At 73.0% G+C, this 24,947-nt stretch carries 24 protein-coding genes; 11 read left to right on the top strand and 13 right to left on the bottom strand.

The window, feature by feature from the left end; translation table 11 throughout:
• Positions 1 to 4 precede the first annotated feature (4 nt).
• Positions 5 to 1,429, bottom strand: a complete 1,425-nt coding sequence (locus ACIGA3_RS10605) for a carotenoid oxygenase family protein (protein WP_399712836.1) — start codon at positions 1,427 to 1,429, stop codon at positions 5 to 7.
• Positions 1,430 to 1,642: 213 nt separating this feature from the next.
• On the opposite strand from ACIGA3_RS10605, the gene ACIGA3_RS10600 reads away from it, so the two are divergent.
• The 7 genes from ACIGA3_RS10600 to hypE all read left to right on the top strand — a co-directional run bounded on the left by ACIGA3_RS10600 (position 1,643) and on the right by hypE (position 9,664).
• Positions 1,643 to 3,352, top strand: coding sequence for a hydrogenase maturation protein (locus tag ACIGA3_RS10600; protein WP_399712834.1), 1,710 nt, complete (start codon positions 1,643 to 1,645; stop codon positions 3,350 to 3,352).
• A complete protein-coding gene (locus ACIGA3_RS10595) occupies positions 3,349 to 3,936 on the top strand; it encodes a hydrogenase maturation protease (RefSeq protein WP_399712831.1) in 588 nt (195 codons plus the stop codon). The genes ACIGA3_RS10600 and ACIGA3_RS10595 overlap by 4 nt, the downstream gene beginning before the upstream one ends.
• A gap of 66 nt (positions 3,937 to 4,002) precedes the next feature.
• The gene (gene hypB, locus ACIGA3_RS10590) at positions 4,003 to 4,770 is read left to right on the top strand and encodes a hydrogenase nickel incorporation protein HypB (protein ID WP_399712828.1); all 768 of its coding nucleotides are present in this window, start codon (positions 4,003 to 4,005) and stop codon (positions 4,768 to 4,770) included.
• Positions 4,767 to 7,118, top strand: a complete 2,352-nt coding sequence (gene hypF / locus ACIGA3_RS10585) for a carbamoyltransferase HypF (RefSeq protein WP_399712826.1) — start codon at positions 4,767 to 4,769, stop codon at positions 7,116 to 7,118. Before hypB ends, hypF begins: the two co-directional genes overlap by 4 nt.
• A 47-nt stretch (positions 7,119 to 7,165) precedes the next feature.
• Positions 7,166 to 7,456 (top strand): HypC/HybG/HupF family hydrogenase formation chaperone, encoded by a 291-nt coding sequence (locus tag ACIGA3_RS10580; protein ID WP_399712823.1) that lies wholly within the window; start codon positions 7,166 to 7,168, stop codon positions 7,454 to 7,456.
• On the top strand, positions 7,453 to 8,598 hold the full coding sequence (hypD, locus tag ACIGA3_RS10575; protein ID WP_399712822.1) for a hydrogenase formation protein HypD: 1,146 nt from the start codon (positions 7,453 to 7,455) through the stop codon (positions 8,596 to 8,598). Before ACIGA3_RS10580 ends, hypD begins: the two co-directional genes overlap by 4 nt.
• On the top strand, positions 8,591 to 9,664 hold the full coding sequence (gene hypE / locus ACIGA3_RS10570; RefSeq protein WP_399712819.1) for a hydrogenase expression/formation protein HypE: 1,074 nt from the start codon (positions 8,591 to 8,593) through the stop codon (positions 9,662 to 9,664). The genes hypD and hypE overlap by 8 nt, the downstream gene beginning before the upstream one ends.
• A 61-nt stretch (positions 9,665 to 9,725) precedes the next feature.
• On the opposite strand, the gene hypA is transcribed toward hypE, so the two are convergent.
• From hypA to ACIGA3_RS10525, 9 genes are all read right to left on the bottom strand, one after another.
• Entirely contained in the window at positions 9,726 to 10,073 is a 348-nt protein-coding gene (hypA, locus tag ACIGA3_RS10565) for a hydrogenase maturation nickel metallochaperone HypA (RefSeq protein ID WP_399712817.1), read from the bottom strand.
• A gap of 7 nt (positions 10,074 to 10,080) precedes the next feature.
• Positions 10,081 to 10,281, bottom strand: coding sequence for a hypothetical protein (locus ACIGA3_RS10560; protein WP_399712814.1), 201 nt, complete (start codon positions 10,279 to 10,281; stop codon positions 10,081 to 10,083).
• A gap of 21 nt (positions 10,282 to 10,302) precedes the next feature.
• On the bottom strand, positions 10,303 to 10,509 hold the full coding sequence (locus tag ACIGA3_RS10555) for a hypothetical protein (protein WP_399712811.1): 207 nt from the start codon (positions 10,507 to 10,509) through the stop codon (positions 10,303 to 10,305).
• 20 nt (positions 10,510 to 10,529) lie between these two features.
• Entirely contained in the window at positions 10,530 to 11,120 is a 591-nt protein-coding gene (locus tag ACIGA3_RS10550; RefSeq protein ID WP_399712809.1) for a DUF5947 family protein, read from the bottom strand.
• Positions 11,117 to 11,692 (bottom strand): NifU family protein, encoded by a 576-nt coding sequence (locus ACIGA3_RS10545; RefSeq protein WP_399712806.1) that lies wholly within the window; start codon positions 11,690 to 11,692, stop codon positions 11,117 to 11,119. Before ACIGA3_RS10545 ends, ACIGA3_RS10550 begins: the two co-directional genes overlap by 4 nt.
• Positions 11,685 to 13,478, bottom strand: coding sequence for a nickel-dependent hydrogenase large subunit (locus ACIGA3_RS10540; RefSeq protein ID WP_399712804.1), 1,794 nt, complete (start codon positions 13,476 to 13,478; stop codon positions 11,685 to 11,687). Before ACIGA3_RS10540 ends, ACIGA3_RS10545 begins: the two co-directional genes overlap by 8 nt.
• Before the next feature lie 67 nt (positions 13,479 to 13,545).
• Entirely contained in the window at positions 13,546 to 14,637 is a 1,092-nt protein-coding gene (locus tag ACIGA3_RS10535) for a hydrogenase expression protein HypE (protein WP_399712801.1), read from the bottom strand.
• Between the two features lie 84 nt (positions 14,638 to 14,721).
• Positions 14,722 to 16,182, bottom strand: a complete 1,461-nt coding sequence (locus ACIGA3_RS10530) for a hypothetical protein (protein WP_399712799.1) — start codon at positions 16,180 to 16,182, stop codon at positions 14,722 to 14,724.
• Positions 16,183 to 16,302: 120 nt separating this feature from the next.
• The gene (locus ACIGA3_RS10525; protein WP_399712797.1) at positions 16,303 to 16,968 is read right to left on the bottom strand and encodes a DedA family protein; all 666 of its coding nucleotides are present in this window, start codon (positions 16,966 to 16,968) and stop codon (positions 16,303 to 16,305) included.
• Between the two features lie 163 nt (positions 16,969 to 17,131).
• Here ACIGA3_RS10525 and ACIGA3_RS10520 point away from each other — a divergent pair, with 163 nt between their 5' ends.
• Positions 17,132 to 18,691: a hypothetical protein gene (locus tag ACIGA3_RS10520; protein ID WP_399712794.1), complete on the top strand. Its 1,560-nt coding sequence runs from the start codon at positions 17,132 to 17,134 to the stop codon at positions 18,689 to 18,691.
• Here the strand turns inward: ACIGA3_RS10520 and ACIGA3_RS10515 are convergent.
• Entirely contained in the window at positions 18,658 to 19,680 is a 1,023-nt protein-coding gene (locus ACIGA3_RS10515; protein ID WP_399712792.1) for a LysR substrate-binding domain-containing protein, read from the bottom strand. The genes ACIGA3_RS10520 and ACIGA3_RS10515 overlap by 34 nt on opposite strands.
• 207 nt (positions 19,681 to 19,887) lie before the next feature.
• Here ACIGA3_RS10515 and snpA (ACIGA3_RS10510) point away from each other — a divergent pair, with 207 nt between their 5' ends.
• Positions 19,888 to 20,556 (top strand): snapalysin, encoded by a 669-nt coding sequence (snpA, locus tag ACIGA3_RS10510; protein ID WP_399712790.1) that lies wholly within the window; start codon positions 19,888 to 19,890, stop codon positions 20,554 to 20,556.
• 231 nt (positions 20,557 to 20,787) lie between these two features.
• Complete coding sequence (gene snpA, locus ACIGA3_RS10505) at positions 20,788 to 21,456, top strand: snapalysin (RefSeq protein WP_399712787.1); 669 nt, start codon at positions 20,788 to 20,790, stop codon at positions 21,454 to 21,456.
• 83 nt (positions 21,457 to 21,539) lie between these two features.
• Here snpA (ACIGA3_RS10505) and ACIGA3_RS10500 read toward each other — a convergent pair whose 3' ends face one another.
• Positions 21,540 to 22,409 (bottom strand): DMT family transporter, encoded by an 870-nt coding sequence (locus tag ACIGA3_RS10500; RefSeq protein ID WP_399712784.1) that lies wholly within the window; start codon positions 22,407 to 22,409, stop codon positions 21,540 to 21,542.
• Positions 22,410 to 22,666: 257 nt separating this feature from the next.
• On the opposite strand from ACIGA3_RS10500, the gene ACIGA3_RS10495 reads away from it, so the two are divergent.
• Positions 22,667 to 23,440: a beta-glucanase gene (locus ACIGA3_RS10495; RefSeq protein WP_399712781.1), complete on the top strand. Its 774-nt coding sequence runs from the start codon at positions 22,667 to 22,669 to the stop codon at positions 23,438 to 23,440.
• Between the two features lie 23 nt (positions 23,441 to 23,463).
• Here ACIGA3_RS10495 and ACIGA3_RS10490 read toward each other — a convergent pair whose 3' ends face one another.
• Positions 23,464 to 24,942, bottom strand: coding sequence for a glutamate-cysteine ligase family protein (locus ACIGA3_RS10490; protein ID WP_399712779.1), 1,479 nt, complete (start codon positions 24,940 to 24,942; stop codon positions 23,464 to 23,466).
• Positions 24,943 to 24,947: the final 5 nt, after the last annotated feature.

Here is a 24,947-nt window from a genome sequence, read left to right as displayed (position 1 = left end):
CCGGCTACTCCTCGGTCGGCAGCCAGTTCCCGTGCAGACCGAGCGGGACGCGCACCGGGATGCGCACCCGGGCCACGGGTCCGCTCTCCGGCTCCCCGGCGGGGAACACCAGGAGGCGGGCACCGCCGTCCGTGCGGTCGGTGGCGAAGGCCAGCCAGTACCCCCGGTCCTCGTCGGTGTGCCCCGGCGAAGGCGCGAACGCGGGCTCGCCCACCGACAGATCACCGCCGTACCAGCTACGGGACGGGGCACCGGGCGCGCCGGTGTCGTACCAGCGCAGCGCGTCGAACTCGCCCGGCAGCAGGCCGGGGGAGCGCTCGCTGTCCCAGGCCACCGCGACCCGGCCGTGCCGGCCGCCGATCCGGCGGTCGTCGACGCGCGGGAACTCCACGCGGGCGTCGTCCAGCGTCGTACGCCGCATCCGGCCGGTCGCCGGGTCCAGCACGGCCCGGACCAGCGTGCTCCGGTTCGGCTCGCCGTCCGCCTCGCCGAGGGACAGCCGCGACCACTGCACGTACTCCAGCACCACGGTGCCGTCGGCCTCGTCGTGGGCGTTGACGGTGTGCCAGAGCCAGAAGGCGTCGTCCGACACCTCGCGGACCGGCGAGCCGTCGCGCGGGATCAGCAGGACGCGGGTGCCCGCCTCGGGGCGCCAGTCGATCAGCGAGCCGCCGCTCATCGCCGCGGACAGGTCGAAGAAGACGGGGGCGAGGACCAGCACCAGGAAGCGGCCGGTGAGCGCCATGTCGTGGATCATCATCGGTTCGTCGACGCCGTCGACGGGCACCGGACCCCGCGTCACCGTCCCGTCCGGGGCGATCAGCGACCACGTCAGGTACGGCGGCTCCAGCGCGTAGCAGAACACCGCCATCTCGCCGGTGACCGGATCGGTCTTCGGGTGCGCGGTGATCCCGGCGGGCAGGGCGCCGCCGAAGGTCTCCCGGCCCGCCGTCTCCAGCTCCGGGGTCATCCGGAACGGGCAGCCCGCCTCGGCCAGCGCCAGCAGCCGGCCCGCGTGCCGGACCACGTTGATGTCGGGCAGGTCCCGGAAGGTGTGGGCCAGCTCCGGCCCGACCTCCCGCTCGTCCGGGGTGATCATCGACTCGATGCCGCCCCAGAGCGCCCGGCCCGCCCGCTCCTCGGCGACCACGGCGGGGGTGCGCACGAAGCGGTTGCGGTAGCGGGCCCGGCCGCCCTCGATCCACACGCCGTGCAGCATGCCGTCGCCGTCGATCGGATACAGGAACGAGCCGATCGGGGTGAAGCGCGGATTGGGGCCGTTGCGCAGATAGACGCCGTCCAGGTCCTCGGGCAGCTCTCCCTCCACGACGAGGGAGACCTCGTCCACCTCCTCGGTGACGGGCGCGAACCGCCCGGACAGCTGGGCCACACGCGCCGGGTCGAAACGCCCGGTGGCGGAAGCGGTCATGGGTCCTCCCCGGCGGAGGGAAACGGGCCGACGTACCCCCATCGTCACCCGGTCGGACGACCCTCGCATCCGAACCCCAGAACGGTGACCGAACGTGCGCTCGGCTCGAACGGCCCGGAATGCCCAGGTACGAGCGGAAGCGGCCGAGTAGGGGTGAGGAAACGTTCCGATGGTCCTACATCACGCCTGGAACATGGACGAATATACGGTCTCATGGACATTTTGCTGGTCGCCAGCGCGTTCAACAGCCTCTCCCAACGCGCCTACGCCGAACTCTCGGACGCCGGCCACCGGGTGGACGTCGTACTCGCCACGCACGGTCCCGGCCCCGTCCGCACCGCCGTAAGCGAACTGTGCCCCGAACTGATCGTCGCGCCCATGCTGAAGACGGCGCTCCCCGAGGACGTGTGGCGGGAGCACACCTGCCTGATCGTGCACCCCGGCCCGCCGGGCGACCGGGGCCCCTCCTCGCTGGACTGGGCCGTCGCCGGGGACGTCACCCAGTGGGGCGTCACCGTCCTCCAGGCCGAGGCGGGCATGGACGCGGGCGCGATCTGGGCCGACGAGCCCTTCCCCGTACCGGCCGCCGGCAAGAGCGACCTGTACCGCAACGAGGCCGCCGACGCCGCCATGACCGCCCTGCACCGGGCGGTGCGCCGGTACGCCGACGGCGACCACAAACCACGCCCGCAGACCGGCGACTGGCCCTCCGTCACCTGGCGCGACTACTTCCGCCAGGACCGGCGCCGCATCGACTGGGAACACGACGACACCGAGGCCGTGCTGCGCAAGCTGCGCGGCGCCGACTCCCAGCCCGGCGTCCTCGACGAACTCCACGGCCGCGAGGTCTTCCTGCACGGCGGCCACCTGGAGGACCAGCTGCGCGGCCGCCCCGGCGACCTCCTCGCCACCCGCGCCGGAGCCGTCTGCCGCGCCACCCGCGACGGCGCCGTATGGATTCCCGAGCTGCGCCCCCGCAAGAACTCCGGCGACCCGGCGCCCTTCCGCCGCCCCGCCGCCACCGTCCTCGCCTCCTGGAGCGCCCCGCACGCCCCCGCGCTGCCCGAGATCCCGGCCCCGCTCGACCTCCCCGCGGGCCGCCGCACCTACGCCGACATCCGCTACCGCGAGCACGGCACCACCGGCTTCGTGAGCTTCTCCTTCCCCGGCGGCGCGATGAGCACCGACCAGTGCCGCAGACTCCTCGCCGCCTACGAGTACGCCCTTGCCCGCCCCACCTCCGTCCTCGTCCTCGGCGGCGCCCGCGACTTCTTCTCCAACGGCATCCACCTCAACGTCATCGAGGGCGCCCCCGACCCCGGCGAGGAGTCCTGGCGCAACCTCGACGCCATGGACGACGTGGTCGAGGCCGTACTGCGCACCACCGACCGGCTGGTGATCGCGGCGCTCGCGGGCAACGCCGCCGCCGGAGGCGCCATGCTCGCCCTCGCCGCCGACGAGGTCTGGTGCCGCACCGGCGCCGTCCTCAACCCGCACTACCGGCGCATGGGCCTGTACGGCTCCGAGTTCTGGACGTACACCCTGCCCCGCCGCACCGGCCCCGAGACCGCGCGCCGCCTCACCGCCGAGGCGCTGCCGGTCAGCGCCGCCCGAGGGGTCCGGCTCGGTCTGGTGGACCGTCTCGTCCCCGCCGCACCGGGGGACTTCGCGGGCACCGTCGAGGCCATGGCCGCCGAACTCGCCACCGCCCCCGGCCTCGCCGACCGGATCGCCGCCAAGGCCGCCGCCCGCCAGGCCGACGAAGCCGTACGGCCCCTCGCCGACCACCGGCGCGACGAACTCGCCCGTATGCACGCCATCTTCTCCGACCCCACCGCGCCCTACCACGCCCTGCGCTCGGCCTTCGTCCGCAAGGTCCCCGCCGGCGCCACGCGCCCCCTGCACCTCGGAGACGGCCGATGACCGCCCCCGAACCCCTGCTGGTGGCAGGCGTCGGCAACATCTTCCTCGGCGACGACGCCTTCGGCCCCGAGGTGATCCGCGCCCTCGACCGGCGCCCCCTCCCGCCCGGCGCACACGTGCGGGACTTCGGCATCCGGGGCATGGACCTCGCCTACGCCCTGCTCGGCGGCTGCGCCACCGCCGTCCTCGTCGACGCCGCCCCGCGCGGGCAGCGCCCCGGCACCCTCTCCCTGGTCGAGGCCGAACCACCGGACGGTACCGTCGTGCCCGAGGCCCACGGCATGGACCCGCAGAAGGTGCTCGCCCTCGCCACCCACCTCGGCGACGAACCCCTGCCCCGCGTCCTCGTCCTGGCCTGCGAGCCCGCCGTGCTGCCGAACCCGGACGAGGACATCGCCCCCGGCCTCAGCGAAGCCGTGCGCGCGGCCGTCGAACGGGCGGTCGACGCGCTGCACACCCTGATCCCCGTACTGCTGGCCGACCCGGCCGCACCCCCGCCCCCGTTGGGCCGCCCGATGGAATCCGGGCCCCCGCACGCGGCTGCGCTGCCCGGGCCCGGGGCCGGCGGAGCCGAAGATCGGTGAGACCCCTGGGCCGTGCCCGGCACGGCCCAGGGTCTAGGCGCCCGATCTTCCCGAGGAGCTGTGCCCATGTGCCGGTCCGACGTCAAGCAGGCCGTCCTGGCCAAGAACGACGATCTCGCCGCCCGCCTCCGTGAGGACCTCACCGAACGGGGCGTCACGGTCGTCAACCTGCTGTCCAGCCCCGGCAGCGGCAAGACCGAACTCCTCGGCCGCGTCCTCGCCCGCGCCGTCCAGCGCGGCGTCCCCGTGGCCGCGCTCACCGCCGACCTGGCCACCGAGAACGACGCCCAGCGCCTCGCCCGCTCCGGCGCCCCCGTCCAGCAGCTCCTCACCGACGGCCTGTGCCACCTGGAGGCCGGCCAGGTCCGCGACCGCCTGGACGGCTGGCTCCCCGCCGACACCGAGGTGCTGTTCGTGGAGAACGTCGGCAACCTCGTCTGCCCCGCCTCCTACGACCTCGGCGAGACCCTGCGGATCTCCCTGATGGCCGTCACCGAGGGCGAGGACAAGCCGCTGAAGTACCCCACCGCGTTCGGCTCCGCCCACCTGGTCGCCATCACCAAGACCGACCTCGCCGAGGCCGCCCGCTTCGACGAGGCCGCCTTCCGGGCCAACGTCCAGCGGGTCAACCCCGGCGTCGAGACCGTACGGACCTGCGCCCGCAGCGGCGACGGCGTCGACGCCCTGCTGGAGCGCGCCCTCGCCGTCCGCCACGCACCCCCGGCCCACCGCCCGCCGCTGGCCCCCGGCCCGCACAGCCACGACCACGGCGGGCACTCCCACGGCTCCGAAGGCCACCACTCGCACCAGCCGGCCGCCGCTCCCCGCGCATGACCGCCCCCGCGACGGGCCGGGTGCGCCGCCGCCTCACCGTGCGGGGCACGGTGCAGGGGGTCGGCTTCCGGCCCCATGTGCACCGGCTCGCCGCCGACCACGCCCTCACCGGCTTCGTCGGCAACACCGCCGACGGCGTTCTCGTCGAGGTCGAAGGCCCCCTCGCGGAAGTGGAGCTCTTCTGCGCGGAGTTGGCCGAACGCCCGCCCCCGCTCGCCTCGGTCACCGGCATCGGCCACGAGGACCTGCCCGCCACCGGCACCGACGACGCGTTCACCATCCGGGCCACCGAACACACCACCGGCCGCACCCAGTTGCCGCCCGACACCGCCACCTGCGCCGACTGCCTGCGCGAACTCGCCACCCCGGCCGACCGCCGCCACCGGCACCCCTTCGTCACCTGCACCCACTGCGGCCCCCGCTTCACCATCGCCACCGCGATGCCCTACGACCGCGCGGCCACCACCATGGCCCGCTTCCCGATGTGCCCCGCCTGCGCCCGCGAGTACGGCGACCCGCTCGACCGGCGCTTCCACGCCCAGCCCGTCGCCTGCCCCGACTGCGGCCCCGGTCTCAGCCTCGTCCCCGCCGAGGGCACCGGAGTCCGCCCGGCCCGCGACGCCGAAGCCCTCACCGCCGCGCGGGCCCTGCTCGCCCAGGGCCGGATCGTCGCCGTCAAGGGCCTGGGCGGCTACCATCTCGCCTGCGACGCCACCGACCCGCGCGCCGTCGCCACCCTGCGCGCCCGCAAGGAACGCGCCGGCAAGGCGTTCGCGGTGATGTGCGCCGACCTCGCCACCGCCGAACACGTCGCCCACCTCACCGAAGCCGGACGCGCCGCCCTCACCGGCCCCGAACGCCCCATCGTCCTGCTGCGCGCCCGCACCACGCCCGGCGGCCCCCGCCTCGCCGACGAGATCGCGCCCGGCAGCCCCCACATCGGCGTCATGCTGCCCTACACCCCCGTGCACACCCTGCTGTTCGGCCTGCCCGGCGATCCCCCCGGACCCCCCGCGCTCGTCATGACCAGCGGCAACCGCTCCGGCGAGCCCATCGTCACCGACGACGCCGAGGCGCTGATCCGGCTCGCCGGCCTTGCCGACGCCTGGCTCACCCACGACCGGACCATCGCCGCCCCCTGCGACGACTCCCTGCTCCGGGTACGCCCCGACGGCACCGCCCAACTCCTGCGCCGCTCACGCGGATACGTGCCCCGCCCGCTGACCCTCCCGGTACCGGTCGGGCCCGCGCTCGCGGTCGGCGGCGACCTGAAGAACGCGCTCTGCCTCGGCGAGGACGACCAGGCGTGGTTCGGGCCGCACATCGGTGACATGGGCGACCTCGCCACCCTGGACGCCGCCCGCCGCGCCGAGATCCACCTCGCCGCCCTCACCGGCGTCACCCCGCGTCTGGTCGCCGCCGACCGGCACCCCGGCTACCACTCGACGGCCCACGCCCGCCGCCGCGCCACCGAAGCCGCCCTGCCGGAACCGGTGTCGGTCCAGCACCACCACGCCCACATCGCCTCCGCCATGGCCGAACACGGCCTCGACGGCACCACCCCCGTCATCGGCGTCGCCTTCGACGGCACCGGATACGGGGACGACGGCACCGTATGGGGCGGCGAGATCCTGCTCGCCGACTACACCGGGTACCGGCGTTTCGCCCACCTCGCCCCCGCCCCGCTGCCCGGCGGAGACGCGGGCGTCGCCAACCCCTGCCGGCAGGCGCTGGCCCGGCTCTGGGCGGCCGGGCTCGACTGGACACCGGACCTGCCCAGCGTCGCCGCCTGCACGGAGACCGAACTCGCCGTGCTGAAGGGTCAGTTGACCCACCAGATTGCCTGTCTGCCGACCAGCAGCATGGGGCGCCTCTTCGATGCCGTGTCCTCCCTCGCCGGCGCCTGCCACCGCGCGGGCCACGAGGCCGAGGCCGCGCTCGCCCTGGAAGCCCTGGCACTCGAAGCGCGGGACGCGGACAGCGGGGAGTACCCCTTCGGCTTCACCCCCGGACCGCAGGCCGACCCCGCCCCGGTGCTGCGCGCCCTCCTCGCCGACCGGCGCCGGGGCGTGCCCGCGCCCGTGCTCGCCGCCCGCTTCCACCGGGGCGTCGCCGGAGCGGTGGCCGAGCTGTGCCGACGTGCCCGCGCGGCAACCGGCCTGACCACCGTGGCCCTCACCGGCGGGGTCTTCGCCAACGCCCTGCTGGAGGAGGACAGCACCGCCCGGCTCACGGCCGACGGCTTCACCGTCCTGCGGCACGGCCAGGTGCCGCCCAACGACGGCGGTCTGGCGCTCGGACAGCTCATGGTCGCGGCCCACGTGCCCCGGCCGGCCCGAGCCCGCTGATCCGCCGACCCGGCCATCAGCACACCTCACACGAGACGGAGTGACCCATGTGTCTAGCAGTGCCCGGCAAGGTCGTGGCCATCGACGATGGCGCCGACCCGCTCACCGGGCTCGTCGACTTCGGCGGAGTGCAGAAACAGGCGTGCCTGGAGTACCTGCCCGACGTCAAGGTGGGGGAGTACGTCATCGTCCACGTCGGCTTCGCCCTCCAGAAGCTCGACGAGGAGTCGGCCCGCGCCTCGCTGGAGCTCTTCGAGCAACTCGGTCTGCTGGAGGAGGAGTTCGGCGACGCCTGGGAGCAGGCGGAGCGACAGGGAAGCGGGAGTGAGAACCGGTGAAGTACATCGACGAGTTCAACGACCCCGCGCTGGCGCGCCGCCTGCTGGACGAGATCCGCGCCACCGTCACCCGGCCCTGGGCCCTGATGGAGGTCTGCGGCGGCCAGACCCACTCCATCATCCGCCACGGCATCGATCAACTCCTCCCCGATGAGGTCGAGTTGATCCACGGTCCCGGCTGTCCGGTGTGCGTCACCCCGCTCGACGTCATCGACAAGGCCCTCGCGGTCGCCGCCCGCCCCGAGGTGATCTTCTGCTCCTTCGGCGACATGCTGCGGGTGCCCGGCACCGACCGCGACCTGTTCCGGGTCAAGGGCGAGGGCGGCGACGTACGCGTGGTGTACTCCCCGCTCGACGCGCTCGAGCTGGCGCGCAGGCACCCCGAGAAGCAGGTGGTGTTCTTCGCCATCGGCTTCGAGACCACTGCCCCCGCCAACGCCATGGCCGTCCACCAGGCCCGCCGCCTCGGCCTGGACAACTTCAGCCTGCTGGTCTCCCACGTCCGGGTCCCCCCGGCCGTCGAGGCCATCATGAGCGCCCCCGAGTGCCGGGTGCAGGGCTTCCTCGCCGCCGGGCACGTGTGCAGCGTGATGGGCACCGCCGAGTACCCGGAACTGGCCGAGCGGTTCCGGGTACCGATGGTGGTCACCGGGTTCGAACCGCTGGACATCCTGGAGGGCATCCGCCGCGCCGTCCACCAGCTGGAGCGCGGCGAGCACAAGGTGGAGAACGCCTACCCGCGCGCCGTCCGCGAAGAGGGCAACCCGGCCGCCCTGCGCATGCTCGAAGACGTCTTCGAGGTGGTCGACCGCAACTGGCGCGGCATCGGCCGCATCCCGGCCAGCGGCTGGCGCCTCGCGGAGGCGTACCGCGCCTACGACGCCGAGCACCGCTTCGACGTCGCAGGTATCCGCACCGAGGAACCCGCCGTCTGCCGGGCCGGAGAGGTGCTCCAGGGCCTCATCAAGCCCACCGAGTGCGAGGCGTTCGGCACCGCCTGCACCCCGCGCACCCCGCTCGGCGCCACCATGGTCTCCAGCGAGGGCGCCTGCGCCGCCTACTACCTGTACCGCCGCATGGAAGGCGGCCCAACGCCGCGCGGATCGCGCATCCCGCGAGAGGAGATGAACCCCGTTGGCTGACCTCACCGAAGCCCCCGCTGTCGACCCCGTCAACTGGACCTGCCCCGCCCCCCTGCGCGACCAGGGCGTGGTCGTCATGGGTCACGGCGGAGGCGGCGCCCTCTCCGCCGAACTGATCGACCAGGTCTTCGCCCCCGCCTACGGCAACCCCACCCTGGCCGCGCTCGCCGACTCCGCCGTGCTCGAACTCGGCGGCGCCCGGCTGGCGTTCTCCACCGACTCCTACGTGGTGCGCCCGCTGTTCTTCCCCGGCGGCTGCCTGGGCGACCTCGCCGTCAACGGCACGGTGAACGACCTGGCGATGAGCGGCGCGAAGCCCGCCTACCTGTCCACGGCGTTCGTGCTGGAGGAGGGCGTCGAACTCGCCGTGGTCGACCGGATCGCCCGCGCGCTGGGCGCCGCCGCACGTGCCGCGGACGTCACCGTCGCCACCGGCGACACCAAGGTGGTCGAGTCCGGCCACGGCGACGGCGTCTACGTCACCACCGCCGGCGTCGGCCTCGTCCCCGACGGCGTCGACATCCGCCCCCAGCGCGCCCGGCCCGGCGACGCCGTCATCGTCAGCGGACCGATCGGGCTGCACGGTGTCGCGGTGATGAGCGTGCGGGAGGGGCTGGAGTTCGGCGTCGAGATCGTGTCCGACACCGCGCCGCTGGCCGGGCTCGTCGCGGCCATGCTCGCCGTCACCAAGGACGTGCATGTGCTGCGCGACCCCACCAGGGGCGGCCTCGGCGCCTCCCTGAACGAGATCGCCCGCGCCTCCGGCACCGGCGTCAGGATCACCGAGCGCGCCGTGCCGGTGCCGGACGAAGTCACAGGCGCCTGTGGCTTCCTCGGCCTGGACCCGCTCTACGTCGCCAACGAGGGCAGGCTCGTCGCCTTCGTACCCCGCGAGCACGCCGACGCCGTACTCGCCGCGATGCGCGCCCACCCGCAGGGCGCGGGGGCCGCGCTGATCGGGGAGTGCGTGACCGAGCACCCCGGCATGGTCACCGTCGCCACCGGGCTCGGCGGCACCCGTGTGCTGGATCTGCCGCTCGGGGAGCAGCTTCCTCGCATCTGCTGAGCCGGACACACGCGAACCGGCCCCGCCCAGGAAGGACGGGGCCGGTTCGCGCGTACAGGGCTCAGGAGACCGCCTCCACGGCGGTGATCTCCAACTCCCGTCCGCTGCGCAGATCCTGCGACGGCTTGTCACAGGCCGGGCACCAGAAGAACGGGGGCATGCCCACCGTGAACTCCTTTGCGCACCCGCCGCACCAGGCCACCGCGGTCACCTGCTCCACCACCAGACGGGCCGAGGCGAGCGAGGTGCCGTCACGGGCCACCTCGAAGGCGAAGTGCAGCGCGTCCGGCACCACACCCGCCAGCTCGCCGACCCGCACGGTCACCGAGGAGACGTCCCCGGCGCCGTCCGCGCGAGCGATCTGCCCGGCCTGCTCCACGATCGCGGTCGCGATCGACAGCTCGTGCACCGATGCCTCACGGGTGCTGGCGGGCCGCGCGCAGGCCCCCGGTCATCCGGTAGATCTTGATCTCCCGGATCATGCCGGGGACCTCCTTCACGAGCAGCAGCAGCGTCAGACCGGCCAGCACGGCGGCCTGGGCGACCAGCACCCGCCGCCCCGTCCACAGGGTCCGCTCCGCCTCTTCGACGGCTCTCGCGGCTCTCTCGATCTTCATGGCGCTCACTTCCTGCCCTTCTCAGGCCGGCGGGATGTTCGGCATGACGTCGAGGATGGCGTCGTGCCGCTTGGTGCGGATGCCCGTGGAGCGGCGCGCGTCGGCGGTGCCGTCCTCGTGATGGCCGACCTGCTCCTCGTAGGGGCCCCTGTTGCCCTCGTGCAGGCCCGGCACATGCGTCGGCGTGTCCGGCTTCACCTGGGGACGGCCCACTCTGATCCTGCCCATGATCGTCTCCTCTCTGGGCTTCACGAACGCTCGGTGAGCTCCGCGAAGAACTGTTCGACGACCGGCCACACCCGGCCGCCGCCGGACAGCCCCTGCCACTCCGCGCGGACCAGGGCGACCATCCGGAAGCAGTCGTCTACGGGTACGATCCAGTGCTCTTCCTGGCCGCGCACCGTGTTGATCAGCAGCGCCTCCACGTCGGGTACCACGGAAGCGAGCTGCGGACACGTGGCGGCCAAGCCGTGCCAGGCGTCCGCGTCCACCTCCCACCGCATGGCCCCGGCCGGGCTCGGCCCCTGCGCGGTCACCGCGCCGTCGGCGCGCGGCACGAAGAACACCAGACCCACCGGTACGCCCAGCGCGGCCGTGTCGACCGGCGCGAGCCGCACCCGGCGGCGCGGAACGAGCCGGTACCGGCCCCCGCCCGCCGCCCGGTCGGCGAACAGCACCGAGCAGGGCCCGCAGACACAGCGGACCTCGTCGGCCGCCGTCTCGAACAGATGCGCGTGTTCCTCCGCGACCGGCGCGGCGCACAGCTCGCACGTCTCGGGCCGCCCGGCCCCGGCCAGGGCCGGGCCGGTACGGATCAGCCGGGCCAGCGCCCCGCTCACCGGGCCTCCTGCGGCCGCTCCGCGCCCCGCCGGGTGGTCAGCGTGGCCAGCGGCACGAACGCGGGCGGCTTGGCCCGCTCGGCCGTGACCGCCTCCACCGACCGCAGCTCCGGAGCCGCCGCCAGCACGGTCGCCCGCACCACCTCGGTGACGTCCCCGCCACCCCCACCGCACCCGGAGCCACAGCCACCGCCGCCCGAGTCGACCCGGACGCGGGCCACCTCGCCCTCGACGCCCAGCCACTCCAGGTCGCCGCCCCGCTCGCGCACGGCCGGCCGCAGCCGTGCCACCGCGCGCTCGGCACGCCGCTCGGGCGGCTCGGGGTGCAGGGAGTGCAGCACCAGCAGATGCGCCAGCAGCTCGTCGCCGGCCACCCGGTCCAGCAGGGCGGCGTCCGCGCCGTCGAGCATCCGGGCCAGCGCCTCCCCGTACACCTCGGTCAGGAGGCCCACCGACTCCAGCGACTCGGCGGACAGCGGCCCGCCGCCGGACTCCAGGCCCTCCAGCAGCTCGTCCAGCCGGGCGAGCCGCGCCTCGATGGCCGGGTCGGCGAGCCGGGCGCCGTCAGCCATGGTTCGCGCCGTAGGTGGGGGAGTGCACGACGTCCAGCGTCTTGCCCTTGCCCATGTACATGTGGACACCGCACGGCAGACAGGGGTCGAAGCTGCGCACGGTGCGCATGATGTCGACGCCCTTGAAGTCGTCCGGCCCGTTCTCCTCGAAGATCGGCTGCCCCTGGACGGCGTCCTCGTACGGGCCGGGGGTGCCGTAGATGTCGCGGGGGCTCGCGTTCCACGGGGTCGGCGGGTACGGGTGGTAGTTGGCGATCTTCTTGTCCTTGATCACCAGGTGGTGCGAGAGGACCCCGCGCACGGCCTCGTGGAAGCCGCAGCCGATCGCCTCGTCCGGGACCTCGAAGTCCTGGAACACCTTGGTCTCGCCCGCCCGCAGCAGCTCCATGGACTCCTCCAGGAACTGCAGCGCCATCGCGGCCGCGTACGCGACGAAGTAGGGCCGCGCCCGGTCGCGTTCGATGGTGTTGCTCCACTTCGGGATGGACCACTCCAGCGTGGTCTCCGGAAGCGACTCGCCCTTGGGGAGCACGATGCTCACCTTGCCGTTGCCCGCCTTGACATAGCGGGTGTCGACCAGGCCGCTCAGCGCCGTCGACCACAGCCGGGCCAGCGGGCCGCCGCCGGTGTCCAGCGCGAGGTGCTTGTCCGTCTCCTTGTGGTACCAGCGCGGGCTCATCACCCAGCTGTAGTTGCCGTCGAACTCCCGCTTCTGCGGCACCGGGACGGTCGTCTGGTTCCACGGGTGCCGCATGTCGACCGGGTTGCCCAGCGGGTCGTGGGTGACGAACGGCTGCTCGTTGACCCAGTCGTCGTAGTACGAACTGCCCAGCATGATACGGATGTTGAGGTTGATGTCGATCAGGTCGTTGGTGACCAGCTTGCCGTCGACGATGACGCCCGGCGTCACGTACATCGCCTTGCCCCACTCGTTCATCGAGGCGTAGCGGTAGTCCACGACGGCGGGGTCCTGCCAGGCGCCCCAGCAGCCCAGCAGGATACGGCGGCGTCCGACCTCCTCGTAGCCCGGCAGGGCCTCGTAGAAGAAGTCGAAGACGTCGTCGTTCATCGCCACCGCCTTCTTGATGAAGTCGATGATGTGCATCAGCCGGCTGAGGTAGTCCGTGAAGATGCTCGGCTGCGGCATGGTGCCGACCCCGCCCGGATACAGCGTGGAGGGGTGGACGTGCCGCCCCTCCATCAGGCAGAACATCTCCCGGGTGACCCGGCTGACCCGCAGGGCCTCCTTGTAGACCTCGCCCTCGAAGGGGTTGAACGCCTTCATGATGTCGGCGATGGTCCGGAAGCCGTGGATCTCGCCGCGCGGGGCGTCCGTGCGCTCGGCGCGGGCCAGCAGCGTGGGGTTGGTGGCCTTGACCATGGCCTCGCAGAAGTCCACGAACACCAGGTTGTCCTGGAAGATCGTGTGGTCGAACATGTACTCGGCCGCTTCGCCGAGGTTGGTGATGTGCTCGGCCATCGGCGGCGGCTTGATCCCGTACGCCATCTGCTGGGCGTAGTTGGAGCACGTGGTGTGGTTGTCCCCGCAGATACCGCAGATGCGCGAGGTGATGAAGCCCGCGTCGCGCGGGTCCTTGCCCTTCATGAACACCGAGTAGCCGCGGAACAGCGACGAGGTGCTGTGGCACTCGGCGACCTCGCGGTTGGCGAAGTCGATCTTCGTGTAGATGCCCAGGTTGCCGATGATCCTGGTGATCGGGTCCCAGGACATGTCCACGAGCTGTGCGGGTTTGCGCCCCGTGGGCCGGGATTCGGTGGTCGTCATCTGCGGTACTGCCCCTCGCTGTCGGGGTGTGCGGGTGGGTGTCGGGCCTGCCGCGGCCGGCCGGGCGTCAGGGACGCCAGTACGGGTCGTAACCGCTGGTCAGCTTGCGCTTCTTGTGCCGCCACTTGGGCTCGTGGTTGACCATGTCGTTGGTCACGCCGCGCAGTCGGCGCACGACGGCCCCGTACGGCTTGATGACCAGGGAGGACAGGGCGCCGCCGGGCGGCTCGTCCATGAACGGCATGAACGCGTCCGGGAAGCCGGGCATGGTGCACCCGATGCAGATGCCGCCGACGTTCGGGCAGCCGCCGATGCCGGCCATCCACCCGCGCTTGGGCACGTTGCAGTTGACCACCGGTCCCCAGCAGCCGGTCTTCACCAGGCACTTGGGGGAGTTGTAGTCGAGCCCGAAGTCGCCCTGCTCGTAGTACGAGCCCCGGTCGCAGCCCTCGTGGACGGTCTTGCCGAACAGCCACTGCGGCCGCAGCATTTCGTCCAGCGGGGGCGGTGGGGCAGCACCGGCGGCGTGCTGGAGCACCCAGATCAGGGTCTCCATGAAGTTGTCCGGCTGGATCGGGCAGCCGGGCACGTTGACGATGGGCAGCCCGGCCGTCGACTTGTAGTCCCAGCCCAGGTAGTCGCCCAGACCCATGGAGCCGGTCGGGTTCCCCGCCATGCCGTGGATGCCGCCGTAGGCGGCGCAGGTACCGGCCGCGACGACCGCCCACGCCTTGGGGGCGAGCTGGTCGATCCACCAGTTGAGCGTCAGCGGCTGTCCGGTCTCGAGGTCGTTGCCGAACGACGTCCAGAAGCCGTCGCCCTCGATGATGTCCTGGTTGGGCACCGAGCCCTCGATGACGAGGATGAACGGGGTGTCCAGCTCGCCGCGCGCCGCCGCCCGGTAGGGGGCGAGGAAGTCCTCGCCGCCCAGGGTCGGCGAGAGCACCTTGTTGACCAGGTTGACCTTGGGCAGGCCGGGGATCAGACCGAGGACCACGTCCTCGATGGTGGGCTGCATGGCCGCCGTCAGGGAGACGGTGTCGCCGTCGCAGCTCATCCCCTCCGAGATCCAGAGGATGGTGATCTCGTCTATCCCCTCGTGTTCCTCGGATCGTTCGATGCGCTCACGCGCCGCGGTGGTGTGGCTCTCGGTCGTCATGTCGCCTGCCTTCGCTGCGGTCGGTCGGCCGCTGGGGAGTGGGGGTTGCCGTCAGGGGCGTCCGGGGCTCGGGTTCGGCGGGGCTCAGGGTCGCGGCTCGGCGCCGTCCCCGAGGGGCTCGAGTTCGTCGGGCCGGAAGTAGTGGAAACGGCCGTACCAGCCGTGCAGTTCGGCCGCCGGATCGTCGTCGACGGTCACCGCCAGGTGCACGCTGCCGTCCACGTCGTGGAAGACCGCGGCCACCTCGGCCGTACGCCCCACCAGGAACATGTCCTGGGCGTCCGCCCCGCGCAGCCGCGGGTTCAGCCGCACCCGGCTGCCGGTGCCGAGCGGGACGCCGTCCACCAGCACGGTGTCCGTCGTCGGGGACAGTCCCGCGTCGCCGCCCTCCTGCCACCAGGCGGGCCGCGCCTCGGGGGCCGGCGCGGCCGGGGCCAGCGAACGGATCGCGCCGTGCAGCTTGGAGAAGACCTCGCGCGGCATCGTGTCGACCCGGTCGAGGATGCGGGCGGCGCGCGGGTCGGTCGCCCGCGCCTCCGCCTTCTCCTCGTCGGTCAGCAGCATCGTGCGCAGCGTCAGGATCTCGTCGATCTCCGCCGCGTCGTGCAGATCGCCCGGACTCTCCGGTGCCACCTGCGGATGGTCCGGCAGGATGATCGGCGCCGAGAGCAGCACGGGCCCGGTGGCGCCGTCCCCGTCCTCCCCGGCCGGTCCGCCGAGCACCGGGAAGGTGAAGGCGCTGCGGCAGCCGCGCGCCCGCTCCCGCAGCGCGGCGGGCGGGTCGGTCTGCGACACGAACTCCAGCCCCTCGCCACCGAGCAGGGTGTGCGCGGCCAGCAGGGCCTGCCGCAGCGCATCCGCGCGCGGGGCGCGGGTGTCGGGCGCCTCGCCCGCGTTCTCGGTGCGCACGCACAGCCGGTACAGGCCGTCCGCCAGCTCCTCGGCCGCGACCGTGGTGTGCGCCCGTACCCGCTCGCGGCGGCGCACGACGCGCCCGGCGCCCAGGTTCTCGGTGTCGACGGCGGGGGGCGCGCCGACCTCGGCGGTGCACGGGCCGCGCAGCAGCTCCTCCAGCGGCCACACGAGGTCGACCTCGTACGGGACCGCCTCGTCGAAGCTCAACTGCGCCGTGCCGTCGTCCGTACGCAGCGACTCGACCGGCCGGTGCCGTCCGTCCTCGCCCAGCGCCTCCACCTGCTTGCGCTGGAGCTGGAGATACCGCACCCGCACCCGCAGCACCGCGCCGGGAACCGCCCGCACCAGGCACTCGGTGCGCTGGTACCAGGAGTCCGCCGAACCGGAGATGCCCTCGGCGACGGGACCGTCCGCCTCCACCCAGGTACGGGGCAGCAGCACCCCGAACTGCCAGCGGACCCGGTTCTTCGCCGAGGAACGGCGGTAGGGGTACAGCAGATAGCCCTCGTACAGCACGGCATCCGCGACCGAGCCCACCTGAGTGAACGGATCGCCGGACAGCCCCTCGGGGATGTCCCGGCCGGGCGCGGCGACACACGCAGCGCCGCCCTCGCCTCCCGTGTCAGCCATGCCGCCTCCTCGCCGCCGGTGCATGGGGCCATGTCTTCCACCACCGTCACACCGCTCACGCGGCCTCGCCCCTTAGGCGGAGCCCGGTTGAGCCGCGCGGGTGACGCGCGGGGGAGGGGCTCAGTCGCCGGTGCCGCCGGTGTCGCCATCGCCGGCCTCGTGCCGGCCGCGCCGGGACCGGACCACCTCCACCAGCAGCGGCACCAGGGAGATCGCCACGACGACCGCGATCAGCGGTAGCAGATAGTTGTCCACGTGGTCGACCGACGAGCCCAGCGCCCAGCCCGCCAGCACCAGGCTCTGGGACCACAGCACCCCGCCGACCGTCTGCCAGATGGTGAAGGTCCTCGTCGGCACCCCGAGCGCCCCGGCGGCCGGATGCAGCACGGAGCGCAGCATCGGCACGAACCGGCCGATCACCAGCGCCTTGCGGTACCCGTACCGGGCCAGCAGCCGTTCCGCCCGCGCCACGCCCTCCTTGACCCGGTGGCTGGAGGTGCGGGTGAGCAGCGCCCGGCCGCCGTGCCGCCCGATGAGGAAACCCACCTGGGCGCCCGCCACCGAGCCGACGGCGGCGCACAGCATCACCTGCCACAGCACCAGCCGGGGCGGCTGACCGCCGTGCTGGACCGCGCTGAGCACCCCGGCCGGGAACAGCAGCGTGTCCCCCGGCAGGAAGAAGCCGACGACCAGCAGCCCGGACTCGGCGAACGTCACCGCCAGCACGCCCAGGGCGCCGAAGGCGGCCAGCAGTGACGCGCTGTCCGTAGGGTTGACGGCGTTCACCGCCCATCGCCTCCCGGCCCGCCGATCGGTCGTCCGACCCCCAGTCTCACGTGAACCGGGCGCCCGCGCCCGCGCGTCATCCGGCGTGCACACCCTCTGTCGTGGCCCCGACACGAGCCGTAGACTTGCCGGGAGCGCGGGGCGGTTGACAGGGGGAGCCGGCATGCCGGAAGCGCCGTACGGCCCGAACCAGCAGTTCACCGTTCCGCCGATGCCGCCCGGGCCGCCGCCCGCGCCGCCCAACCCGCTGCGCGCCGCCGCCGTGGCCCTGCTCAACCTGAGCGGACTCGGCCTCGGCTACGCCCTGCTCCGAAGATGGGGCCCGCTGGTCCTGTGCCTGGTGGCCACCGCCGTCCTCCTCTTCGTGGCGCTGCCCGCCGACGCCGACGGCGTACCCACCGGAGCACTCGCCGGCTACGGCGTCGTCCTGCTGCTCGCCGCCGCCCACGGCGCCCACGTGGGACTGCGTACGCCGTCGGCCGCTCGCGCACCTCTCGCCCTGCTGCTGGGCCTGGTGCTGCTCGCCGTACCGGTGGGCGGCGCGCTCTGGTACGACGGCGCCCGCGAGGAGGCCGGACAGCAGGCACTGCTCGACCGGCTGGAGAAGGCCGACGACCTGGTGGCGGCGGCCGGACGGGGAACCTTCGCCGCCTCCCGCTCCGACTACCGCTCGGCCCTCGCCGTCTACCGCGACCTCGCGGTCGACCACCCCGGCTCGCGCGCCGCCGACCGCGTCCCCGCCCGGATGCGCGCCTACTACTCCACCATCGGCGCCGCGTACGGCCGGGGCGAGTACTGCCTGGCCGTCGAACCCCTCCAGTTCCTGCGCACGGTGCCCCGCACCATGCCCGCCGCCCAGCTCGGTTCGCTCACCCGCTGGCCCGACGACCGGCTCGCCACCTCGCTCTACGAGTGCGGCGCGGCCGACCTCACCGACGGCGGGGAGGCATGGACCGGCCGCTTCCGCGACCTGCTCGGCACCTTCCCCGGCTCACCCGCCGCCGCCAAGGTGGTGCCCGCCGTCGACACGGCCGTCCGCACCGCCCAGCAGGGCGTGAGCGGGACCGCGCCCTGCACCGCCGTGGACCGGCTGCGCGCCCTCGGCACCCGGATCACCGACCTCGCCTCCTCGGCCGGTGACGCCTCCGCCGGCCTCACCACGGCCGCTGCCCGCGCCGACCGCGGCGGTGACGCGGGCGCCTACGAGTGCGGTGTGGACCAGTTCAGGGACGGCGACTTCGCCGAGGCGCGCAAGAGCATGCAGAGCTATGTCTCCGACACCAGGAGCGGCGGGAAGCGGGAGCGGGCCAAGAAGATCGCCATAGGCGCCGAGGTCGCCCAGACCCTTCCGGCCGCCGGGAAGAAGCTGCCCACCACCGCCTCCGGCGGCAGCATCTCCGTCACCGTGAAGAACGACAGCCCCCACGACATCACCGTCCTCTACACCGGCCCGGTCACCGGCAGCTTCACCCTCAGGGCGTGCGGCGGCTGCACCGCGTACTCCCTGGCCGCGACCATCACAGCCGGCTTCAAGCCGTGCTCCGACAGCGGGCGGAACTACCCCGCGCGCACCATCCAACTGCCTGTCGGCACCACGTACTTCGTGCACCAGCCGGGCGGCACCGGCGCGGGTGCGCCCGCCTCCGACACCGCGCGGCTGCGGTCCGGCTATGTGTACACCGAATGCGCCTACACCACGCGGACGTTCGGGTCCGGGACCTGACCGGGCCGTGCCGGGCCCGGCACGGCCCGGGTCATGGCGCAGAGCAGGGCCGGTTCCGGTTCCGGTACGCGCTCCAGCCAGTCCCGGTACGCCGGTGCCTGGTGGGCCACCTCCCAGTAGGCGTCCGCCAGCTCCGGGAAACCCCGGTCGAGGTCGGTCTCGGTGCGCGCCGCGACCAGCAGCCGGACCCCGATCGGGTCGCCGTGCAGCGGGCGGATGGCGAGGTCCGACCGGGGGTGCGCGGTGGGCTGGCTGACCGTGACCACCTCGCCGGTGGCGGCCAGCGAGTAGGCGGTGAGGTAGTCGCCGTGCAGCAGGTCCGGCTCGATCCCCGCCTCGCGCAGCACCCGGCAGATCGCGTCCCACTCGCCGTCCACCGTGGAGTCGACCATCCACCGGTCCTCGGCCAGCTCCGTCAGCCGCACCTCGCTCCGGGCCGCCGCCGGATGGTCGGCGGCCAGCGAGACGAACTGCGGCTCCCGCTCCACCAGCACCCGCAGCCGCAGCCCCGCCGGGACCCGCAGCGGGCTGCCCTCCACCTCGTGCACGAAGGCCAGGTCGAGCGCGCCCTCGGCGACCAGGCGCAGCAGCGCGTTCGCGGAGGCGTCCATCTGGAGCGAGGGCTCGGCCGCGGGCACGCGTGAGCGCAGCCGGCGCAGCCAGCCGGGCAGGGCGCGGCTGGCGGTGGCGCCGATCCGCAGCCGGGGCCCGGCGGAGGCGCGGGCGGCGGCCGCGCGGGCCTCGGTGACCAGCGCGGCGAGTTCCCCGACCAGCGGCCGGGCACGGCTCAGCACCAGGCGGCCCAGCGGGGTGGGGCGGCAGCCGGTGTGGCCGCGGGTGAAGAGCCGGCCGCCCAGCGCCTGTTCGATCCGGCCCAGCTGGGTGCTCAACGAGGGCTGGGCCAGACCGAGTTCGCGCGCCGCCTGATGCAGGCTGCCCGCATCGGCGATGGCGCACAGAACCCGGAAGTGCCTCACCTCTAGCTCCATGACGGGAGCCTAGGGCGGTCAGCATGCTCACGCCAGACGCATAAATCGCCGCGCACCGGCACGAGTTGCCGGTGATAGCCCGGTGCTATCGCAACTTGCCATTATCCGGGGGCTGTTGATCTATCCAAGACTCGGAGGCAGTCAGTCGTTCACCCCCACTCGAACGACAGGCCACCCCCACACGCATCGAAAAGAGGAGCACCCCACATGTCGTCCTCCAGCATGCCCGCGAAGACCACCAGAATGTTCGTCGCCCTGGGCCTCGGCGTGGCCGCCGCCACGTTCGGTGCCGCCGCCCCCGCCGCCGCCCAGCCCGCCCCCGTCGCCGCCCACGCCGGATACACCGGCTCGGCCCAGGAGGCGGCGAACAACAAGGCGTTCTTCGACGCGGTCATGAAGTCGGTCGCCAAGAAGCAGGCCGCGAACCCGGGTCTGCAGTCGGTCACCGTCACCTACAACCCCTCCGCGGCGCCGAGCTTCAGCTCGCAGATAGCGAGCGCCGCCTCCATCTGGAACGGCTCCGTCTCCAACGTGAAGCTGTCGGCCACCTCCGGCACCGGCGACTTCTCCTACCGCGAGGGCAACGACTCCCGCGGCTCCTACGCCTCGACCGACGGCCACGGCAGCGGCTACGTCTTCCTGGACTACGCCCAGAACCAGGAATACGACTCGGTTCGCGTCACCACGCACGAGACCGGCCACGTGCTCGGCCTGCCCGACCACTACGAGGGCCCGTGCAGCGAGCTGATGTCCGGCGGCGGCCCCGGCCCGTCCTGCACCAACTCCAGCCCGGACGCCAATGAGCGCGCCCAGGTCGACCAGCTCTGGGCCAACGGGTTCGCCAAGGCGCTGGCCAAGGTGAACCAGGCCCGCTGACCCCAGCGCGCCCGGCAGGAACACCGGACCGCGGATCGTCGCCCCCACGCGACGGTCCGCGGTTCGTCGTGCGTAAGGGCCGTACGCGGTGCCGGTGACAGCCGGGTGATAGCGCGCCGCTATCCCAACTTGCCATCATCCGGAGGCCGTTGACCTGCCCGAGACTCAGGGGCAACCGGCCGTTCACCCCCATACGGACGGCCCTCCCCACGTACGAAACGAGGACCCCACATGACGTCGTCCCGTACGTCCGCCAAGACCGTCAGATCCCTCCTCGCCCTCGGTCTCGGCGTGGCCGCCGCCGCGCTCGGTGCCGCCACCCCGGCCGGCGCCCAGCCGCTGCCCGCCGCCCCGCACGCCGGGTACACCGGCTCGCCCCAGGAGTCGGCGAACAGCAAGGCGTTCTTCGAGGCGGTGCTGAAGTCGGTCGCCGAGCAGCGGGCCGAGAACCCGAGCCTCAAGGCCGTCACCGTCTACTACAACGCCAGCCAGGCGCCGAGCTTCCGCTCGCAGATATCGAGCTCCACGTCCATCTGGAACAGCTCGGTCTCCAACGTCAAGCTCGCCTCGACCACCGGCACCGGCAACTTCTCCTACCGCGAGGGCAACGACTCGCGCGGCTCGTACGCCTCCACCGACGGCCACGGCCGGGGGTACGTCTTCCTCGACTACGCGCAGAACCAGCAGTACGACTCGATCCGGGTCACCGCGCACGAGACCGGCCACGTGCTCGGCCTGCCCGACCACTACAGCGGTCCGTGCAGCGAGCTGATGTCCGGCGGCGGCCCCGGCACCTCCTGCACCAACCGCTACCCGAACGCCACCGAGCGTTCCCGCGTCAACCAGCTGTGGGCCAACGGGCTCGCCAAGGCGCTGGCGAAGGTGAACCAGGGCCGCTGACGCTTCCCTGAGGCACATGAGTCCGCGGGCCGTCGTCCATGTACCGGACGACGGCCCGCAGGTCTTTCGGTTCGCGCGAAGGCTCAGTCGTCCGAGCCGGGCGGCGGGCGCTCGATGAGGTTCTGCACGGCCCGGCTCAGCACCAGCACACCCCCGACGATGAGGATCGCGCCCAGCGCCTCCGGCACCAGCCACCAGCCGGTACGGATGCGCTCGTGGAACAGGAAGATGCCCAGGGCCAGGCTGACCACCGCGTCCCCGATGGTCAGCGCGGGCTGGGCGGCGGCCAGCGGGCCCGCCTGGAGCGCGTTCTCCAGCAGCAGCACCGCCGCGGTACCGGCCAGCGCGAAGCCGTACGTCTGCCAGGACGTGATGAACGCCTGGAAGCCCTCGTCGGCGAACGTCCCCGTGGCCGACTTCAGCAGAGCCGCCGTCAGCGCGTTGGCGATCGCGGACCCCGAGGCCAGCAGGGCGGCGCGGCCGGTCGCCGGCCGCTCGTGGCGGGCCAGCAGTACGACCGCGACGACCGCCCCGACGCCCAGCACCAGCGCCGGAACCCAGCGGGTCAGCGGCGCCTGGTCGCCCGCCCCGTGCGGCGCGGCCGCCGCCAGCAGCACGGCCAGGCCCACCACCACCCCGCCGACCCCCCACCAGCCGTAGCGGGGCAGATGCCGGTGCAGCAGCGGACCGACGATCAGCAGCGCGAAGGGCAGCTCCAGGATGAACAGCGGCTGCACCAGGGCCAGCGGCCCGTTGACCAGAGCCAGGCTCTGGAACACCGCCGCGCCGATCACCCCGGCCATGCCGAGCACCCAGGCCGGGCGGCGCACCAGCTCCGCCAGCAGCTTCAGGCCGCTGCGCTCGCTGGTGGAGGCCGCCTTGCGCTGGAACGCCGTTCCCATGGCGTTGCTCGCGGCACCCGCGACGGCAAAGGCCGCGGCCAGTTCGATCACTGATTGTCTCCCGCCTGCGGAACACCGTCCCAGAGGATCTTCGGGCGCAGAGGATCTTCGGGCATCCTCGCCCTGCGTAAAGCCTATGAAAAGCCTACGAAAGCCCCGGCTCTCGCGCCGCCGGACCGCCGCCGGGCGCACCCGTCCGCGCGAGGCTCTGGCCGAAGCTCCGTCCCGGATTCACTCGTACGGGTGCTTTCTGCGCTGATGTCCGGGTCTGGGCGCATGGCGCGTCGCTGGACGGAGAGAAAACGGGCATGCACGAACCGAATCCGGGCAGCCCCGTCCCCGGTCCGCGTTCCGCCGCCGCTTCCGACGTGGTCTTCACCGCCGACTTCACGTCCGAACGACAGTGGGTGGCGGGCCGCTCCTGGGCCTATCCCGACGCCGGCCCGGTCAATCCGGGCGATGACAAACTCGATTACCTGGTGGCCGACCCCGCCTACAGCCGTTCGGGCGTCTTCCGGGCCAGACGCAGACCCGACGGCCGGTGGAACACCGGACTGCTCACCACCGAGGGCAGCCCGGACGGCTTCCAGCTCCGCGCCGGCGACGTCCTGGAAGCCCGCGTCCGGCTGCCCCGCGAGATCGGCGCCTGGCCCGCCATCTGGACCTGGCGGGACGGCGGCCAGGAGGTCGACGTCTTCGAGTACCACCCGGACAACCCCGACCTGCTGGAGTTCACCAACCACGTGCGCGGCAGCAACCGCTACTTCCGCGACGACATGATCAGCCCCGGCGCCTGGGTCGACCTGCGCACCGAGTTCGGCACCCGCTCGGTCGTCTGGTGGGTCAACGGCAGACGCGTCTTCGCCGACCGGCGCGGCACCGGACGCGGCTGGCACGCGTACATCATCGTCAACCTGTCCGTCTGCGGCGGCCGCTACCACCCGCCGCCCCGCCGGGAGACCACGGAGATGTCCTACACGGTGAGCCGGCTCGTCGTCCGCCGTCCGAACCGCGGCCTCGCCGCCGAGTCCGAGGGCGCCACCGGCGAGGAGAGGACCGACGAACAGAAGGCGGGGTCCTGACCCACGGGCTCCTCCACCGGGCCTCAGTCCACCGGCCAGGTGTGCACCGGGGCGTTGAGGTGCATGTAGTCGATGTACAGCTCCGTCATCCGGCGCAGCGCCTCGTGGCGGCTCGCGTGCGCGGTGTCCTCCAGCTTCCGCACGGTCTCCTTCTGCCACACCGCGCCGTTGCGCGCCGTGACACAGCGCTGCTCGATGATGCCGAGCAGCGGCTCCCGCCACGCCGCGTCCATGCCGGACAGCTCCAGACCCCGGTGCGCCAGCGGCAGCAGCCTGCGCAGCACCAGTTCCGGCACCGGCACCTCGCCCATCCCCGGCCAGTACAGCAGGGCCTCGATGCCGTGCCGGGCCGCCGTGTGCAGGTTCTCCTCCGCCGCCGAGAACGACATCCGCGACCACACCGGCCGGTCCTCCTCCACCAGGGCCCGCGTCAGGCCGTAGTAGAAGGCACCATTGGCGAGGGTGTCCGCGACGGTCGGGCCCGCCGGCAGCACCCGGTTCTCCACCCGGACATGCGGCCGGCCGTCCGCGACCGCGTACACCGGGCGGTTCCAGCGGTAGATGGTGCCGTTGTGCAGGGTCAGCTCGGCCAGTTCCGGAATGTCCCCCCGGTCCAGCGTCTCCGCCGGGTCCTGTTCGTCGCACAGCGGCAGCAGGGCCGGGAAGTAGCGCAGGTTCTCCTCGAACAGGTCGAAGACACTGGTGATCCACCGCTCCCCGAACCACACCCGCGGCCGCACCCCCTGCACCTTGATCTCCTCCGGCCGGGTGTCCGTCGCCTGCTCGAACAGCGGGATACGGGTCTCGTGCCACAGCTCCTTGCCGAACAGGAACGGCGAGTTCGCCGCCAGCGCCACCTGCACCCCGGCGATGGCCTGCGCCGCGTTCCAGTAGCCCGCGAAGTCCTCCGGGGAGACCTGGAGATGGAACTGGGTACTGGTGCAGGCGGCCTCCGGGGTGATCGTGTCCGCGTAGGTGCGCAGCCGGTCCACGCCGTCCACCTCGATGCGCAGATCCTCGCCGCGGGCCGCGAACACCTGGTCGTTGAGCAGCCGGTAGCGCGGGTTCTCCGACAGCGCGGCCACACCGATGTCCGCCTGGCGCAGCGTGGGCAGGATGCCGACCATCACCAGCCGCGCGCCGACCGTGCGGGCCCGGTCCTCGGCGTGGTTGAGCGCCGCCCGGATCTCGTCCTCCCAGGCGTCCGGACCGCCCGCCGTGAGCCGGCGCGGCGGCACATTGATCTCCAGGTTGAACCGGCCCAGCTCGGTCGACCAGGACGGGTCCGCGATGGCCTCCAGCACGGCGTTGTTGCGCATCGCGGGTTCCGCGTCCGCGTCCACGAGGTTCAGCTCGATCTCCAGACCGACCCGCGGCCGGTCGCTGTCGAACCGCGACTCGCGCAGCATCTGGGCGAACGCGTCGAGGCATTCCTGCATCTTGAAGCGGTACCGGCGGCGGTCCTCGCGGGTGAAGACGAGCGCCGGGACGTCCCGTCCCATCGGCC

It is taken from the genome of Streptomyces sp. NPDC085596 (genome assembly GCF_044541565.1).
GTDB lineage: Bacteria > Actinomycetota > Actinomycetes > Streptomycetales > Streptomycetaceae > Streptomyces.
Note: the sequence above shows the minus strand (reverse complement) of the source record. Positions and strands in the feature narration are given on the sequence as shown.